Here is an 18,442-nt window from a genome sequence, read left to right as displayed (position 1 = left end):
CGTGACCACCACCCCCGACACCACCACCCCCGACACCGCCGCCGCTGACACCAGCGCCGTCGGCACCGCCGCCGCCGCCGAGCCGGCCGACTCGCTGGACCGCGCGGGCATCCGCGTCCTGGAACGGCAGATCGAGGACGCCCTGCTCGCCGACCCGCGGATCGCCGACTGCGCCGTGGTCTTCCAGGGCGTCTCCGTCGACTCCGTCCCGGCCGAGCACTGCGTGCGCTGCGGCATGGACGCCGCCTACCCCGGCACCCGGCTGGACGGCGACGGCGTCTGCGACCTGTGCCTGATGCAGGCCGAGCACGGGCCCGAGATCCTCTCCTACTTCGGGGAGCTGGACGAGTTCACCCGGATCCTGCGCGAGCGCGCCGAGGCGGCCGGCTCCGAGTACGACGCCCTGCTGCTGTTCAGCGGCGGCAAGGACAGCACCTACGTGCTGCACCAGCTGGTCCGGATGGGCCTGCGGGTGATGACCTTCACCTTCGACAACGGCTTCATCTCCCGCACCGCGCTGGAGAACGTCGAGACCATCACCAAGGCGCTGGGCATCGAGCACGTCACGATGACCCGGGCCGACCAGAACCGGATCTTCCTGCGCAGCCTGGAGCAGCACAAGAGCGTCTGCAACGGCTGCTTCCGCTCACTGCTCGACCTCAGCCACCAGCTGGCCCACGAGCGCGGCATCCCGAGCATCGTCACCGGCCTCTCCCGGGGCCAGATCATCGACGAGCGGCTGCTGTGGTTCTACCGCAACGGCGAGTACGACCCGGCCCGGATCGAGCAGCAGCTGGAGGTCGGCCGCAAGGTCTACCACCAGGTCGGCTCCGCGCTCTCCGACGGGGTGCTGGACCGCGTCGAGGTGGTCGACTACTACCGCTACTCCGACGTCACCAAGGACGACATCCGGGCCTTCCTGGCCTCCGCCGAGACGCTCTGGGCGGCGCCCAAGGACACCGGCTTCTGCAGCTCCAACTGCATGATCAACGACGTCGGCGTGTACGTGCACCGGCTGGAGCGCGGCTACCACAACTACGAGTCGCCGACCCGCTGGGAGGTCCGGCTCGGCCACCTCGCCCGGGCCGAGGCCGACGCCGAACTGCGCACCCCGGTCAACACCGGACGCGTCCGCTCCATGCTCGCCACCATCGGCTACACCGACCCGGGCGACCGCAGCCGGCTCGGCCGCCGGATGGCCGCCTACTACGTGCCCCGCACCGGGCTCACCCCGGACGCGGCCCGCGCCGCCGTCGGCGCCCGGCTGCCGGAGATCCTGCTGCCCGAGCACTGGGTCGAGCTGAGCGCGATCCCGCGCCAGGCCGACGGCGCGGTGGACCGGCGGGCCCTGCCCGACCCGGCCCCCGAGACCGGCAAGCGGCTCGCCCCGGACACCGACGACGCCCGGACGGCCGACGACCTGCTTACCGCCGCCCAGCGGCTGCTGCTGGAGCAGGCCGGCGACGCCCTGGCCGGCCGGGCCCGCGCCCTGCTGCTCGACCTGCCGGCGGGTACCACCGCCGACACCGTCCGCAAGGCCGTGCTCGCCCTGGTCCAGCGGCACGACGCGCTGCGCACCAGGTTCCGCCGCCAGGAGGACGGGTGGCGGCGCGAGGTCGCCGGGCTGACCGGCGGCGTGCCGGTCGCCGTCCTCGACCTCACCGGATACCAGCCCGCCCGCGTCCCCGGCGCCCTGCGGGTGGCGGCCGAGCGGCTGCGCACCCGGCTGAACCCGGAACAGGGAACGCTGTTCACCGCCGCCCTGGCCGAACAGCGCGACCGTGCCCCCCAGTTGCTGCTGATCGCGCACGAGCTGGCCGCCGACACCGCCGGCTGGCGCCGCCTGCTCGACGACCTGGGCACCGCGCTCGGCCGGATCGCGGCCGGCGAGCCCGCCGGGCTGCCCGCCGCGCCCGCCCCGCGGGCCGTGCCGGAGCACTCCGCCCCGGTGCCGGTCACCGGCGAGCTCTGGACCCCGCCCGCCGCGCCGGCCGACGGCGCCCCGGATCCGGTCCGCCGCACCGTGCTGGACGCCGGGCTCACCGCGGCGCTCACCGCCACCGGCGCCCCGCTCGCCGCCCTGGTCGCGGCCGCCGTCACCCACGGCCTCACCGAGGCCTGCGGGGCGAGCGCCCTGCTGCTCGCCGTCGACGACCAGAGCGCCGGACTCCCGCACCCGGCCGGGCTGTTCGCGGTGGCCGCGCCGACCGCGGAGCACGGCACCGGGCCGGCGCCGACCCTGGAGCGGGTCCGCACCGCCCTCGCCACCCCCGTCACCGCCCCCGCCGGGGCCGTCCCGGTCGCCGTCACCCACCTCGGCGACCTCGACCCGCTGCCCGCCGCCGACGGCCCGCTGCGGCACGCCGGCTCCGCCGACCATGACCTGGCCGCCCCGTTCGGCCCGCGCGCCCGGACGCCGTACGTCGTCAGCCACCTGCGCGACGGCCGGCTCCACCTCGCCTGGACCGGCACCCGGGCCCCGGCCGTGGCGGCCGACGCCGCCGAGGCGGCCCTGGTCGCGCTCGCCGAGACGGCCGGGACGGGCGCGGCATGACCGACACCCCGGAGAAGCTGCGGCGGCTGCGCGAGCAGTCGCCCGCCAAGTACGCCCTCCTGATGAGCCGGCTGCGCGAACGCGCCGCCGCGGCCCCCGCCGGGATCACCCGCCGCCCCTCGGGCGGCGGGGCCCCGCTCTCCTACGCCCAGCAGCGGCTGTGGTTCCTCGCCCAGCTCAACCCGGGCGACACCGCGTACAACATGCCGTACGCGCTGCGCCTGACGGGCCCGGTGGACCTCGACCTGGCGACCGCCGCCTTCCAGGCGCTGGTGCGCCGGCACGAGACCCTGCGCACCACCTTCGGCTCGGTGGACGGCGAACCGGTGCAGCTGGTCGCCGAGGCGCGGGCCGTCGACTGGCGGCCCGAGACGGTCGACCTGCGCGGCGCCGCCGACGCCGAGGACGAGGTGCGCCGGCTCGCCGCCACCCACGCGGCCACCCCGTTCGACCTCAGCCGCGGCCCGCTGTTCCGGGTGACCCTGGTCCGGCTGAGCGACGACGAGACCGTCGTCCTGCTCAACCTGCACCACATCATCACCGACGACTGGTCGATGGGCGTGCTCACCCGGGAGTTCGCCGCCGTCTACGCGGCGCTTCGCGCGGGCGGCACCGACCCGCTGCCGCCGCTGGACGTCCAGTACGCCGACTACGCCCACTGGCAGCGCGGGCACAGCGCCGAGAGCCGGGCCGAGGGCCTGGCCCACTGGCGCGAGCGCTTCCGCGGCGAACTGCCCAGCCTCGCCGTGCCCACCGACCGGGCCCGCCCGCCGGTGCAGACCTACGCCGGGCGGACCCGCTCGATCCACCTGTCCGCCGAGGCGACCGCCGGCCTGCGGGCCGTCGCCGCCGAGGCCGGCGCGACCCTGTTCATGACCCTGCTGGCCGGCTACACGGCCCTGCTGCACCGCTACTCCGGGCAGGACGACCTGGTGGTCGGCACCTCGGTGGCCGGCCGCGGCCGGCCCGAGACCGAGCCGCTCATCGGGTTCCTGGTGAACACCCTGGCCCTGCGCGCCGACCTCTCCGGCGACCCGGCCTTCGGCGAGCTGCTGGCCCGCACCAAGCGGGCCTGCCTGGCCGACTTCGCCCACCTCGACGTGCCGTTCGAGCAGGTGGTGGAGGAGATCCAGCCGGACCGCGACCTCAGCCGCGCCCCGCTGTTCCAGACCATGCTGTCGCTGCACAACGTGCCGCGCGCCGACCTCGACCTGGCCGGCCTGCGGATCTCCCCGTTCACCGGGGAGGGCAAGCGCACCGCGATGTACGACCTCTCCCTGGACGTCGTCGACGAGGGCGAACGGCTGCGCTGCGACTGGGAGTACAACACCGACCTGTACACCGACGCGACGATCGGGCGGATGGCCGGCCACTTCGAGCGGCTGCTGCTGGCCGCGGTCGCCGACCCGGCGCTGCGGGTGTCCGAGCTGCCGCTGCTCTCGGAGGAGGAGCGCACCGAGGCGCTCACCCGGGACAACCGGATCTCGGTGGAGGTCGGCCCCGACGAGTGCGTCCACCGGCTGTTCGAGCAGCACGTCCGCGCCACCCCCGACGCCGTCGCGGTGGTGGACGGTGAGGACCGGGTCAGCTACCGCGAACTCGACCGCCGGGCCGGGATCGTGGCCGCCCGGCTGCGCGCCCTCGGCGTCGGCCCGGAAGTCCGGGTCGGGCTGTGCGCGCCGCGCTGCGCCGACTCGGTGGCCGCGGTGCTCGGCGTCCTCAAGGCCGGCGGCGCCTACGTGCCGCTGGACCCGGCCAACCCGGTGGAGCGGTTGCGCTTCATCCTGACCGACGCCTCCGTCCGGCTGCTGCTCACCCGGCACGACATCGCCGGCACCGTGCCCGGCCTCACCGACGGGATGACCGTCGGCTGGTTCGACGACTGGCTGGCCGAGGACGCCACCGAAACGGCCGCCGTGGCCGACGCGGTGGAGCCGGTGGCCGACAACCTGGCCTTCCTGGTGTACACCTCCGGCTCCACCGGCCGGGCCAAGGGCGCCATGCTCACCCACGGCGCGCTGATGAGCGCCTACCGCTCCTGGGAGCGGGTCTACGAGCTGGGCACCGTGGTGCGCCGGCACCTCCAGGCCGCCAACATCGCCTTCGACGTGTTCACCGGCGACATGGTCCGCGCCCTGGGCTCCGGCGGCACCCTGGTGCTCTGCCAGCGCGAGACGCTGCTCGACCCGGCCAAGCTGTACGACCTGCTCCAGCGCGAGCGGGTCGACTTCGCCGACCTCGTCCCCGTGGTGATCCGGCTGCTCAGCGCCCACGTCACCGAACAGGGCAGGCTGCTGGACAACTTCAAGGTGCTGGCGGTCGGCGCGGACATCTGGTTCATGCGCGACTACTGGAACCTCAAGAAGCTCTGCCCGCCCGGCACCCGGCTGGTCAACTCGTACGGCATCACCGAATCCACGGTGGACAGCGGCCTGTTCGAGACCCCGATGCCGGAGCGCTCCGAGGAGGAGCCCGTCCCGATCGGACGGCCGCTGCCCAACACCCAGTTCTACGTCCTGGACGACCGGCTCCAGCCGGTGCCGGTCGGGGTCAACGGGACGCTGTACATCGGCGGCCTGGCGCTGGCCCGCGGCTACGTCGGCCGGCCCGCGCTGACCGCCGAGCGCTTCCTGCCGCACCCGTTCGGCGACCGGCCCGGCGACCGCCTCTACAACACCGGCGACCTCGCCCGACTGCTGCCCGGCGGCGACGTCGAGGTGCTGGGCCGGGTGGACCGCCAGGTGAAGATCCGCGGCTTCCGGATCGAGCTGGAGGAGGTCGAGTCCGTCCTCGGCCAGCACCCCGAGGTGCAGGCCGCGGCGGTCGTCGTCCACGTGGACGCCAAGGGCGAGCGGCGGCTCGCCGGGTACGTCGAGCCGCGCGCGGGCCGCACCCCCGAGCCGCTCGCCCTCCAGGACCACCTGCGCACCCAACTGCCGTACTACATGGTGCCGTCCACCATCACCCTGCTCGACCGGATGCCGCTGAACGCCAACGGCAAGCACGATCGCAAGGCCCTCCCGGCGCCCGCCGGGGAGCCGGTCGAGCGGCCCGCGGAGGCGGTGTTCGCCACCGCCACCGAGGAACTGGTCGCCGGGATCTGGACCAAGGTCCTGGGCGGCCGGGAGGTCACCGCCGAGGACGACTTCTTCCAACTCGGCGGGCACAGCCTGCTGGTGCCCCGGGTGCTGTTCGAACTGCGCCGTGCCTGCGCGGTGGACCTGCCGCTGATCGCCCTGTTCGAGGCGACCACGGTGGCCGAACTGGCCCAGCGGGTGGACGCCGCCCGCACCGCGCCGGCCGGCGCCGAGGCCGTCGACCAGGGTGCCGGGCCGAGCGCACCGCCGGAGCTGGACCCGGAGATCCGGGTGGCCCCCGGCGCGGGCCGCCCCCGGACCGGGGAGCCCTCGGCGGTGCTGCTCACCGGTGCCACCGGCTTCCTGGGCGCCCACCTGCTGGACGGGCTGCTGCGCGGCACCCGGGCCACCGTGCACTGCCTGCTGCGGGCCGAGGACGCGGAGGACGGCCGCCGGCGGCTGGTCAAGGCCCTCGACGGCTACGGGCTGCCCGCGCCCGAGCCGGGCCGGGTGGTGATCGAGCCCGGTGACCTGGCGCAGCCGCTGCTCGGCCTGCCCGCCGAGCGCTTCGACGCACTCGCCCGCACGGTGGACGCCGTCCACCACAGCGGCGCCTGGGTGAGCTTCACCCTGCCGTACGCCACGCTGCGGGCCGCCAACGTGGACGGCACCCAGGAGGTGCTGCGGCTGGCCGCGCGGGGCGGGGGCATCCCCGTGCACCACGTCTCCACCGCCTCGGTGCCCGAGCCGGGCACGGCCGCCACGGCCGTCACGGGCGGCTACAACCAGAGCAAGTGGGCCGCCGAGCACCTGGCGGTCGCCGCCCGCGAGCGGGGCGTCCCGGTCGCCGTGTACCGCCCCGACTACATCGGCGGCCACAGCGGGACCGGAATCGGCAACCCGAAGGACTTGATCTGGGCGATCATCAAGGGCAGTGTTCAGCTGGGGTGTTACCCCGACCTGGACCTCCCGGTGCAGCTGGTGCCGGTGGACCGGGTCGCCGGCGCGGTGCTGGCGCTCGCCTCCCGCCCGGGAGCGGAGCCCGCCTCGTACGACCTGGCCCACCCCGAGCCGGTCGGCCTCGGCACGGTCTTCGACTGGGTCGCCGGCTACGGCTACCCGCTCCGCGAAGTCTCCTACGGCGACTGGCTGAGCGCCCTCCAGGAGTCTGCCGCGCACTCCTGGGACAACGCCCTCTTCCCGTTCCTGCCGCTGTTCGCCGCCCCCGGCGCGGGCGCGGCCCCCGCCGGGCTGGGCGCGGCCGTACCCGGCCCGGCCCGGCCCGCGTACCGGGAGTCCGGCACCGACTGCCCGCCGATCGACGAGCCCCTGCTGCACACGTACCTCACCGAGCTGGTCCGCAGCGGATACCTGCGGGAGCCCGGCGCGGCCCCGGACGACACCCCCCTGGAGAACGCATGACCACCGCGACCACCGCGAAGCCGCGGCGCGCGGCCCCGCCCCCGGCCCCCGGCGAGCGGGTCGGCCCGTTCCTGAAGTCCCACCTCGCCCGGTCCAAGGGCTGGATCGCGGCCCACCTCACCGGCTCGGTGGTGTGGCACCTGCTGGCCGCGGCGGTCCCGGTGGTGATCGGCGCCGCCTTCGACGCCCTGCTCGGCAGCACCCCCGACCGGGGGCGGTTCGACTCCATGGTGCTGGTGCTGCTGGCCCTGGTCGCGGTGCGCGGGATCGCCGGCTTCGTCGCCACCTACGCGCTGGAGGCGTACGCCTGCGGCCTGGAGCGCGACGTGCGCTCCACGCTGTTCTCGGCCCTGCTCCAGAAGGGCCAGGAGTTCTTCAACCGGCGCCGGGTGGGCGACCTCTCGGCCCGGGTCACCGGGGACGCCCAGGCCGTCAACCTGATGCTGTCGCCCGGCCTGGACCTCACCCTCGACATGCTGCTCGGGCTGATCGTGCCGGTGGTGTTCATCGGCCTGATCGACGCGCAACTGCTGCTGGTGCCCGTGGTGTTCCTGGTGCTGTTCGGGGTGGCGCTGGCCGAGTACGGCCGCCGGCTCGACCCGGCGGCCGGCGCCACCCGGGCCCGCTTCGGCGAGTTCAGCGCCCAGGTCTCGCAGACCATCGCGGGGATGGAGACCGTCGACGCCACCGGCCGCCGGGCCGCCGAGCAGCGCCGGTTCATGGCGAAGGCGACCGCCTACCGGGACGCCTCGGTGCGCCAGGCCAAGGAGCAGGCCCTCTACCTGCCCACCCTGCTGCTGGTGGCCGCGCTGGCGGCCGCCCTGCTGCACGGCGCTCACCTGGTCTCCACCGGTGATCTGACGATCGGTCAGTTCGTCGCCTTCCTGGGGCTGGTGGGCGCCCTGCGGGCGCCCACCCAGCTGGCCTCGTTCAGCGTCGGCCTGATCTTCCTCGGCATCGCCGGCGCCCGGCGGATCCTGGAGGTCATCACCGACCGCTCCGGCTCCGAGGACACCGAGGCCGGCCACCGGGCCGAACTCACCGGCACCGTGGTCTTCGACCGGGTCTCCTTCGGGCACGGCGACAAGCCGGTGCTGGAGGACATCTCCTTCGCCGTGGAACCGGGCATGACGGTGGCCCTGGTCGGGCCGACCGGCAGCGGCAAGTCCACACTGCTGCAACTGCTGAACCGCACCTACGCGCCGGACTCCGGCGAGGTGCTCGTCGACGGGGTGGCCACCACCGCCTGGCACGCCCAGACGCTGCGCTCGCAGATCTCGGTGATCGAGCAGGACGTGGTGCTGTTCTCCCGGTCCATCGCGGACAACCTGGCCTTCGGCGCCGACCGGGAACCCACCCGGGACGAGCTGGAGGAGGCCGCGCGGGCCGCGCACGCCCACGAGTTCATCACCGGCACCGAGCACGGCTACGACACCGTGGTCGGCGAGCGCGGGGCCACCCTGTCCGGCGGCCAGCGCCAGCGCATCGCCATCGCCCGCGCCCTGCTGGCCGACCCGCGGATCCTCGTCCTGGACGACTCCACCAGCGCGGTGGACAGCGCCACCGAGGAGAGGATCCAGCAGGCCGTGCGGCGGGCCGCGGCGGGCCGCACCACCTTCATGGTCACCCCCCGGCTGTCCCGGATCCGCAGCGCCGACCTCGTCCTGGTCCTGGACCGGGGCCGGATCGTGGGCCGCGGACGCCACGAGGACCTGCTGGAGAGCTGCGAGCTGTACCACCGGATCTTCGCGCCGCACCTGCGGGAGACGGCCGGCCGGTCCGGAGAGGAAGTCCACTGATGGCAGACATACTCGACGGGATCACCGCCGACAGCTACGACCGCGCCTACGGCGACCGGGAGTTGCTGCGCCGGATCCGTCCCCTGTTCGCCGCCAAGGGCGGCACGGTGGCGCTGATCGCGCTGGCCGTGGTCGGCGCGGCGGTCGCCGGGGCGGCCTTCCCCCTGCTGGTCGCCTCCATCGTGGACGACGCCGCCCGCGAGAACGTCGGAGCGACGGTGCTGCCGCTGACCGCGGCCGCGCTCGGCACCGGCCTGGTCTCCTGGCTGCTGACCTTCTTCCAGCAGCGGGCCGTCGGCATCCTGGTCGGCGACGTCGTGCTGGAGATGCGCCGCCGGGCGTTCGAGGCGGTGCTCCGCCAGGACATGGCCTTCCACGACGCCCAGGCCTCCGGCTCGGTGGCCAGCCGGATCACCGCCGACACCCAGGCCTTCGGCACCCTCGCCACGCTCACCCTCGGGCTGGTCGGCCAGGTCCTGATGATCGGGCTGCTGCTGGTCGCGATGTTCGTCATCAACGTGCCGCTGGCGCTGGTCACCGCGGCCACGGCCGCCCTGATCGTGCTGGTCAGCCTGGGCTTCCGGTGGGTGTCGCGGCGGGCGTCCCAGCAACAGCAGCGCTCGCTGGCGCAGATCAACGGCTATGTGCAGGAGACCCTGCGCGGCATCGCGGTGGCCCGCAACTTCCAGCGGGAGGAGTCCACCCACGCCGGGCTGGTCGAGGTGAACCAGCGCTGGTTCCGGGCCACCGTCCGGCTGAACCGGCTGTTCAGCGGGATCTTCCCGCTGCTGCTGACGCTCACCGGGCTGGGCACCGTCGGCGTGGTGGTGCTCGGCGGGGACCTGCTCACCGACGGCTCCGTCACGGCGGGGGAGTGGTCGCTGTTCCTGGAGGCCCTGACACTGTTCTGGTTCCCGCTGACCAGCATCGCCTCCTTCTGGAACCAGTTCCAGCAGGGCCTGGCCGCCTCCGAGCGGATCTTCGCCCTGGTCGACCTGGAGCCCGCGGTGCGCCAGAGCGACGCCCGCCCGGTGCCCCGGCTGGACGGCACCGTCGAGTTCCGCGCGGTCGACTTCGGCTACCGCGCCGACAAGCCCGTGCTGACCGGGCTCGACCTGAAGATCGACGCCGGCGAGACGGTCGCCCTGGTCGGCCACACCGGCGCCGGGAAGTCCAGCGTCATCCGGCTGATCACCCGGGCCTACGAGTTCGGCGGCGGTGAACTGCTCATCGACGGCCAGGACATCCGCACCCTGGACCTGGACGCCTACAAGAGCCACCTGGGCATCGTCCCGCAGGCGCCGTTCCTGTTCTCCGGCACCGTCGGGGAGAACATCGGCTACGGCCGGGCCGGCGCCACCCCCGAGGAGATCCTGGCCGCCGCCCGCTCGGTGGCCGGCGGCGACTGGCTGGACGTCCTGCCCGAGGGCATCGACACCCCGGTCAACGAGGGCGGCGGCACCCTGTCCGCGGGCCAGCGGCAACTGATCGTGCTGGCCCGGGTGATGCTCGGCAACCCGTCCCTGCTGATCCTCGACGAGGCCACCGCGAGCGTCGACCCGCTGACCGAGGCCCAGGTGCAGGAGGGGCTGGACGCGGTCTCCGCGGGCCGCACCACCGTGGTGGTCGCCCACCGGCTGCCCACCGTCCGCAAGGCCGACCGGATCCTCGTCGTCGACGCCGGCCGGATCGTCGAACAGGGCACCCACGACGCCCTGCTGGCGGCCGGCGGCCGGTACGCGGAGCTGTACGACCACTACTTCCGCCACCAGGCGCTCGACTTCCAGGCCGCCGAGGAGGACGCCGATGCCGTCCGCAGCTGACACCCCCCGCACCCTGGGCGGCCTGCTGGCCGCCGCCGCCGAGCGCTGGCCCGACCGCACGGCCGTCGAACTGGCGGGCACCGCACTGGACTTCGCCACCCTGCACCGGCAGACCGAGCGGGCCGCCGCCCGGCTCGCCGGGGCCGGGGCGGCCCCGGGCGGCACCGCCGTGCTGCTGTTCGACAACACCCCGGACTGCCTGCTGGCCTTCCTGGCCGCCGCCCGCACCGGCGTCCGGCTGGTGCCCGCCGAGCCCGGCGCCACGCTCTCCCAGCTCACCGGGCTGGCCCCGGACGCCGCCGAGGCGGTGCTGATCGGCCGCGCCGAACGGCTGACCGCCCTGGCCGGCGCCGGCGGCTGGCCCGGCCCGGCCGTGGCGACCGACGCACTGCCCCAGGCCGGCGAGGCCGAGCGGCCGGCCCCGGCCGAGCCGGACGGCGACGCCCCGTTCCTGCACCAGTTCAGCTCCGGCTCCACCGGGGAGCCCAAGGCGGCCGTGCACACCCAGCACAACCTGGTGCAGGGCGGCCTGATCTACCGCGCCTCCTTCGGCTACGGCCCGCAGGACACCGTGCTGACGGCCGTACCGCTGCTGCACTCCTTCGGGATGGTCGCCGGCCTGGTCACCTCGCTGCTGACCGGCGCCCGGCTGGTGCTGCTCGGCCGCTTCACCCCCGGCCGGCTCGTCGCCGAACTGGAGCGCACCGGCGCCACCGTGCTGGTCGCCACCCCGCTCGCCTGCGACCTGCTGACCCGCTCGGCCGGCGCGAGCGCCCCGGCGGGCCCGCTGCCGCTGCGGCTCTGCCTGTCCTCCGGGGCGGCCCTGCACCCGGACACCGCCGACCGGTTCGCCGACCGCTTCGGCGTCCGGGTCAGCGAGGTCTACGGCTGCACCGAGGCCGGGATCATCGCCTGCCGGCGGCCGGAGGCCGACACCGCGGCCGGCGCGGCCGGCGCCGACGGCGTCGGCCGGCCCGTCCCCGGCGTGGACCTGCGGCTGGTCGACGACGCCGACCGCGACGTCGCCCCCGGCGCGGAGGGCCTGCTGCTGGTCCGCACCCCCGCCATGTTCCTCGGCTACCTGGACCGGCCGGAGACCACCGCCGCCGTGCTGCACGACGGCTGGTACCGCACCGGCGACCTCGCCCGGCTCGACGACGCCGGCCGGCTGCACCTGATCGGCCGCAAGGACACCTTCGTCAACGTCGGCGGCAAGAAGGTCAATCCGGTGGAGGTCGAGCGGGTCCTGCTCGACCACCCGCTGCTCACCGAGGCCGCCGTGTGGGGCGAGACCCTCGCGGACGGCGGCCAGCGCGTGCGGGCCACCGTGGTGGCCACCGGAGCGCTCACCGCGGCCGAACTCAGCGCCTGGTGCCGGGAACGGCTCCAGCCGCACCAGGTGCCCGGCGGCGTCGAGTTCACCGCCGCGCTCCCGAAGACCTCGTCCGGCAAGATCCGGCGCGCCGAGGTGGCCGCGGCCGCGAGCCACCGCGGCCCGACCACCGACCAGGGGGGAACCCGCTGATGACCTCGACCCTCGTCGGGCTGCTGCGCGGCCGGGCCGAAGCGGCCCCGGAGCGCACCGCCTACCGCTTCCTCGGCGACGGCGACACCGCCGAGACCATCAGCTACGCCGAACTGGACCGCGACGCCCGTACGGTGGCCGGCCTGCTGCGCGAGCAGGGCGCCGCCGCAACCGACCGCGCCCTGCTGCTCTACCCGCCGGGCCTGGACTACGTCAGGGCCTTCTTCGGCGCCCTCTACGCCGGGGTCGTGCCCGTCCCGGTCTACCCGCCGCGCTCCCTGCGCAACGCCTCCCGGCTCGGCTCGATCGCCGCCGACGCCCGGGCCGGCTTCGCCCTCACCGTCACCCCGGTGCTCGACCTGCTCGGCCGCGACGGCGCCGGACTCGGCCTGGACGGGCTGCGCACCGCCGCCACCGACGGGCTGGACGCCGGGCTCGCCGACCGGTGGAGCGGCCACCGGCCGGACACCGACAGCCCCGCCTTCCTGCAGTACACCTCGGGCTCCACTGCGGCGCCCAAGGGCGTGATGCTCAGCCACGGCAACCTGCTGCACAACCTCCGCATGATCAGCGAGGCGTTCGACTGCCACGAGGAGACCAGCGCCGTGGTCTGGCTCCCGCCGTACCACGACATGGGCCTGATCGGCGGCATCCTCACCCCGCTGTACGCGGGCTTCCCGGTCACCCTGATGTCCCCGATGAGCTTCCTGCGCCGCCCGATGCAGTGGCTGCGGGCCATCTCCGCCGAGGGCGCCGAACTCAGCGGCGGCCCCAACTTCGCGTACGAGATGTGCGCCCGGCTGGCCACCGACGCGGACCGCGCCGAACTCGACCTCAGCACCTGGCGGGTGGCCTTCAACGGCGCCGAGCCGATCCGCGCCGCGACCCTGGACGCCTTCGAGGCGGCCTTCGCGGACTGCGGCTTCCGCCGCAGCAGCTTCCTGCCCTGCTACGGCATGGCCGAGGCGACCCTGTTCGTCACCGGCACCCCGGCCGCCGCCGAGCCGACCGTCCTGGAGGTGGACGCCGCCGGTCTGGAAGCCGGCCGGGCCGAGACCCCCGGCACCGACCGCCCGGCCCGCGCCCTGGTCGGCACCGGCCGGCCCGCCGACGACCAGCAGCTGCTGATCGTCGATCCCGCCACCAAGCAGCCGCTGCCCGAGCGCCGGGTCGGCGAGATCTGGGTGCACGGCCCGAGCGTCGCCCGCGGCTACTGGGACAACCCGGACACCACCGCGGAGGTCTTCGCCGCCCGCCCGGCCGGCCAGGACGACACCGACCCGCGCGACTGGCTGCGCACCGGCGACCTCGGCTTCCTCGCCGACGGCGAGCTGTACGTGACCGGCCGCAGCAAGGACCTGATCATCGTCCGCGGCCGCAACTTCTACCCCACCGACGTCGAACTCGCCGTCGAGGACGCCCACCCCGCCTTCCGGTCCGGCTGCGGCGCCGCCGTCGCCGCCGAGCACGACGGCGAGCAGGTGCTCGTCGTCCTCCAGGAGGTCGAGGGCCGCGCACTGGCCACCCTCGACGTCGCCGAGGCCACCGCGGCCGCGCGCGCCGCGGTGATGGACCGCTGCGACGTCGCCGTCCACGAGGTGCTGCTGCTCCGGCCCGGCACCGTCCCCAAGACCACCAGCGGCAAGATCCAGCGCTCGCTCAGCCGGCAGCGCTACGCCGCCGGGGAGTTCGAGCCGCTCGGCGGCGGCCCGTCCCGGGCGGCCGCCGAGACCCTGCCCGGCCCGGCCGAGGTGGCCGCGCTGGCCCCGGCCGAGCGCACCGCGCTCGTCCACCGGGTGCTGCGGCAGCGGATCGCCGACGCACTCGGCTGCGCCGCCGGGCAGGTCGCCACCACCGGGGTGCCGCTCACCAGCCTGGGCATCGACTCGCTGGCCGCCGTCCTGCTCGCCAACCGGATCCGCGAGGACCTCGGCGTCGAACTGCCGCTCAGCCTGATGCTCGGCGGCGCCGACCTCGACGCCCTCGCCGCCGCGGCCACCCCACTCGACGAGCCGCGGTCCGGCCCCGCCGACGGCGCGGCCGCCGAGGGCCCCGGCATGACCCTGGGCCAGCGCTCGATCTGGCACGTCCAGCAGCAGGACCCGGCCGCCTCCGCCTACAACATCCCGGTCGCCCTGGAGCTGACCGGCCCGCTGGACACCGAGGCGCTGGGCACCGCCCTGCGCCAGGTCGCCGACCGGCACGAGACGCTGCGCACCCGCTACCGGGTGAGCGGCGGCGAGACCGTCCCCGTGCTCAGCGCGGACCCGATCGAACTGCGGGTCACCGACGCCACCGGGGACGACCCGGAGCAGCTGTCCGAGCGGCTCTCCGCGCTCGCCCGCCGCCCCTTCGACCTGGCCCACGACCCGGTGCTCCGGGCCGACCTGCTGGTCCGCGCCCAGGACGCCCACGTCCTGCTGCTGACCGTCCACCACATCGCCGCCGACCTCTGGTCGATGGTCAACCTGACCGCCGAACTCGGCCGCCGCTACACCGCCCTGGCCGCCGGCACCACGCCGGAGCGGACCGCCCCGGCCGGCCGCTACGCCGACCAGGTCAGCCGCGAGCGCCGACTGCTGGCCGGGCCCGCCGGCGAGGCCCTCCAGGCCTACTGGCGCGAGGAACTCGCCGGGCCGCTGCCGCTGCTCGACCTCCCGCTGGACGCGCCGCACCCGGCGGCCCCCAGCTACCGGGGCGCGCGGATCCCGTTCCAGGTCGACGCCGAGCGGACCGCCCGGCTGCGCGCCCTCGCCCAGGAGACCGGCACCACGCTCTACACCGTGCTGCTGGCGGCCTTCCAGATCGCCCTGCACCACGCCGGCGGCCAGTCGGAGCTGATCGTCGGCACCGCCGCCGCCAACCGGGGCGCCAAGGACGCCGAGGACACCGTCGGCTACTTCACCAACATGGTCGCCGTCCGGGCCGGCTTCGAGGACGGCGTGACGCCCCGCGCCTTCACCGCCCGGCTGCACCGCACCGTGCTGGCCGCCCTGGACCACCAGGCGTACCCGATGTCCCTCGTCCTGGAGACGGTGCAACCGCGCCGCGAGCCCGGCCGCAACCCGCTGTTCCAGGCGGTCTTCGTGCTGCAGCGGCCGCACGCCCACGCCGAGACCGCCGGCTTCGTGCTCGGCACCGCCGACGGCGCCGCCGCCACCTGGGGGCAGCTGCGCCTGGCGCCGTACCCGCTGGCGCACCGCACCGCCCAGTACGAGCTGATGCTCACCCTCGTGGACGCCGGGCCCGACCTGCACGCGGCCCTGGAGTACAGCACCGACATCTTCACCGCCGCCACCGCGGAGCAGCTGGCGGCGCACTACCGGACCGTCCTGGACGACCTCCTGGACCGGCCCGACACCCCCGTCGCCGAGCTCTGCCCGGCCGAACTGCTGACCCGGCGCGCGGCCCGCGACGCCGCAACCGAGGAGGACGCCCTGACCGGCTACGTGGCACCCCGCACCGACACCGAACGCGCCCTGGCCAAGATCTGGTCCGAGGTGCTCGGCGTCGAACCCATCGGCATCGAGGACGACTTCTACGACCTGGGCGGGCACTCGCTGCTGGCCGTCCAGCTCATCTCCGGCGTCCGGGACGCCCTCGGCGTCGACGTCCCGGTCCGCAGCGTGATGCAGACCCGCACCGTCGCCCAGGGCGCCGCGATCATCGACGCGCTGCTGTGGGCCAAGGAAGGCGCCGCCGCCGACGCGTCCCGAGAGGACGGCGAGCTGTGACCGACCCCGGCGGCCACCTGGTGCCCCTGCCGTCCGGCGACTGGCGGATGTGGCGGACCATGGGCCTGCGCGGCACGGGCTTCCCGGCCGGGCAGGTGCTCGACCTGGCCGCACCCGGCGCGGCCGCCGCCGCCGACCGGCTGCTGCGGGTCCGCGACCGCGCCGCCGACGCCCGGGCCGGCGCGCTCGACGCCCTGCGGACCGCGCTGGACGACCTGCGCGCCGCCGGCCAGTGGGACGACACCGCCCTGCGCCGCCCGCTGCTGAAGGCGATCAGCCGCCTCAACAAGGGCGGCCTACCGGGGCCCGAATTCGCCGGACTGCCCGCGGTGGCCGCGCTGGTCGAGGCCGAGGAGCGGGTGGCCGGCGCCGAGCGCGACCTGGAGAAGGTCTTCGCCGAGGACCTCGCCCAGCTCTCCGCCGTGCTCGACCGCACCGCCGCCGACCCGCGCTTCCGCGAGGCCGTGATCTGGCAGAACCGCAAGGCCTACGCCGACGGCGTGCGCAAGGTCGGCGGCGACGGGCGGCGCAACTCCCGCCGGCGCGAGCACGAGGCGCTGGTCGCCGGCTACCTCCAGCGCTACACCGTCAAGAACGACTCCATCGGCTTCTTCGGACCGGTCGGCTGGGCCGAGGCCGTCCCCGCCGGGCCGGCCCTGGCCGTCACCCCCGGCGAGGGCCTGGTCGCCCGCCGCGAGGTCTACTTCGAGCAGTGGTGCCTGGACGCCCTGGTGCGCTCCCTGGGCACCGGCCCCGCACTGCGCCGCTGGTTCCCGCCCCGCCGGCTGCCCTCCGCCGCCCTGGAGGGCGCCACCCTGCGCCTGCCGGGCCGCACCGTCGACCTGCCGCCGGCCAAGGCCGCCGTGCTGCGCGCCGTCCTCGCGCTGTGCGACGGCTCCCGCACCGCCGTCCAGGTGGCCGCCGACCTCGGCCTGGCCGAGGCGGAGGCCTTCGCCCTGCTGGAGTCGCTCTGCGCCACCGGGCTGATCGCCTGGGACCTCGAACTCCCGGTGCAGCCGCGCCCGGAGCTGGCCCTGCGCGAGCAGCTGGAGCGGATCGGCGACCCGGCGCTGCGCGCCGACGCCCTGGCGCGGCTCGGCCGGCTCACCGACGCCCGCGACCGGGTGGCGGCCGCCGCCGGGCAGCCCGACGAGCTGGACCGGGCGCTGGCCGACCTGGAGTCCGTCTTCACCGAGCTGACCGGCACCGCCGCCACCCGCGCCCACGGCGAGACCTACGGCGCCCGCACCCTGGTCTACGAGGACTGCCGGCGCGACGGCCGGGTCGAGGTCGGCCCCGAACTGCTCGCCGAACTGGGCGGCCCGCTCTCCCTGATGCTGGACTCCGCCCGCTGGCTGACCGCCCGGGTCGCGCAGGCCTACCGGGAGGAGTTCCGGCGCGGCTACGACCGGATGGTCGCCGAACGCCCGGACACCGAACCCCGCCTCACCGACCTCTGGGCCCGGCTGCAGACCGCCCTGCTCGGCCCCGACCAGCGGATCGTCGACCAGGCCGTCACCGAACTCCAGGACCGCTGGAGCACCGTGCTCGGCCCGCTCGAAGGACGCCGCGTCGACCTCACCACCGAGCAGCTGCGCCCGCTGGTCGACCGGGCCTTCGCGGCCGACGCCCCCGGCTGGCCGGGCGCCCGCTACCAGGCGCCCGACGTGATGATCGCGGCCGCGAGCCCGGAGGCGGTCTCCGCCGGCGACTACCAGCTGGTGATGGGCGAACTGCACGTCGGCGTCAACACCCTGCGCAACCTGCTCTTCGTCGACCAGCACCCGGACCCGCAGGCGCTGGAACGGGCCACCCTGGCCGACATGACGGCGCCGAGGGTCCAGCCGGTGCTGCCCAAGGAGTGGTTCTACTCCACCCGCACCACCATCCGGCTGTTCACCGACCGGGACCACCGGCTGCTGCTCGGCGACGAGGGCTCCTGGCTCACCGGCCACCCCCGCGCGCTGAACGCCGCCGAGGTCCGGATCGGACTGCGCGACGGCACGGTGGTGGCCCGCACCGGCACCGACGGCACGGACGGCATCGAACTCGACCTGGTCGAACTCCTCGCCGAGGCGATCGGGTTCAAGGTGACCAGCCGCTTCCAGCCGATGCCCGCCCGCCGGCACACCCCCCGGGTGACCGTCGACCGGCTGGTGGTCGCCCGCGAGTCCTGGCGCTTCGACCCTGCCGAACTCGCCTTCGCCCGGGAGAAGGACGAGGCGGCCCGGTTCACCGCCGCCCGTGCCTGGGCCCGCGAGCACGGCATCCCCCGGTTCGTCTTCGTCAAGGCCGCCCACGAGAGCAAGCCGTTCTACGTCGACCTGGACAGCCCGCTGTTCGTCAACGCCTTCGCCCACGTCGTCCGCGGCGCCCCCGGACAGTCGGACGGCCGGCTGACCATCTCGGTCGGCGAGATGCTCCCGACCAGCGAGCAGACCTGGCTGAAAGACCATCAGGGATCCAGCTACACCAGCGAGTTCCGCGTCATCGCGGTGGACAAGTAAG

Annotated in this window: 7 protein-coding genes; all 7 read left to right on the top strand. The window is 75.2% G+C overall.

Features of this window, described 5'->3' with window-relative positions; genetic code table 11:
* Window position 1: 1 nt before the first annotated feature.
* Genes ACZ3YL_RS03335 through ACZ3YL_RS03305 form a run of 7 tightly spaced genes read left to right on the top strand, consistent with a single transcriptional unit; the run spans window position 2 to window position 18,441 of the window.
* Window positions 2-2,554 carry a condensation domain-containing protein gene (locus ACZ3YL_RS03335; protein WP_465655044.1) on the top strand — a complete coding sequence of 851 codons (2,553 nt, stop codon included), beginning with the start codon at window positions 2-4 and terminating at the stop codon, window positions 2,552-2,554.
* Window positions 2,551-7,053: a non-ribosomal peptide synthetase family protein gene (locus ACZ3YL_RS03330; RefSeq protein ID WP_465655042.1), complete on the top strand. Its 4,503-nt coding sequence runs from the start codon at window positions 2,551-2,553 to the stop codon at window positions 7,051-7,053. The genes ACZ3YL_RS03335 and ACZ3YL_RS03330 overlap by 4 nt, the downstream gene beginning before the upstream one ends.
* Window positions 7,050-8,852 (top strand): ABC transporter ATP-binding protein, encoded by a 1,803-nt coding sequence (locus tag ACZ3YL_RS03325; protein WP_465655040.1) that lies wholly within the window; start codon window positions 7,050-7,052, stop codon window positions 8,850-8,852. Before ACZ3YL_RS03330 ends, ACZ3YL_RS03325 begins: the two co-directional genes overlap by 4 nt.
* The gene (locus ACZ3YL_RS03320) at window positions 8,852-10,675 is read left to right on the top strand and encodes an ABC transporter ATP-binding protein (protein WP_188306501.1); all 1,824 of its coding nucleotides are present in this window, start codon (window positions 8,852-8,854) and stop codon (window positions 10,673-10,675) included. Before ACZ3YL_RS03325 ends, ACZ3YL_RS03320 begins: the two co-directional genes overlap by 1 nt.
* Complete coding sequence (locus ACZ3YL_RS03315) at window positions 10,659-12,200, top strand: class I adenylate-forming enzyme family protein (RefSeq protein WP_465655038.1); 1,542 nt, start codon at window positions 10,659-10,661, stop codon at window positions 12,198-12,200. Before ACZ3YL_RS03320 ends, ACZ3YL_RS03315 begins: the two co-directional genes overlap by 17 nt.
* Entirely contained in the window at window positions 12,200-15,934 is a 3,735-nt protein-coding gene (locus tag ACZ3YL_RS03310) for a condensation domain-containing protein (RefSeq protein ID WP_465655036.1), read from the top strand. Before ACZ3YL_RS03315 ends, ACZ3YL_RS03310 begins: the two co-directional genes overlap by 1 nt.
* Window positions 15,931-18,441, top strand: a complete 2,511-nt coding sequence (locus ACZ3YL_RS03305) for a lantibiotic dehydratase (RefSeq protein WP_465655034.1) — start codon at window positions 15,931-15,933, stop codon at window positions 18,439-18,441. Before ACZ3YL_RS03310 ends, ACZ3YL_RS03305 begins: the two co-directional genes overlap by 4 nt.
* Window position 18,442 lies beyond the last annotated feature (1 nt).

Source organism: Kitasatospora sp. NPDC023176, assembly GCF_055560495.1.
Note: the sequence above shows the minus strand (reverse complement) of the source record. Positions and strands in the feature narration are given on the sequence as shown.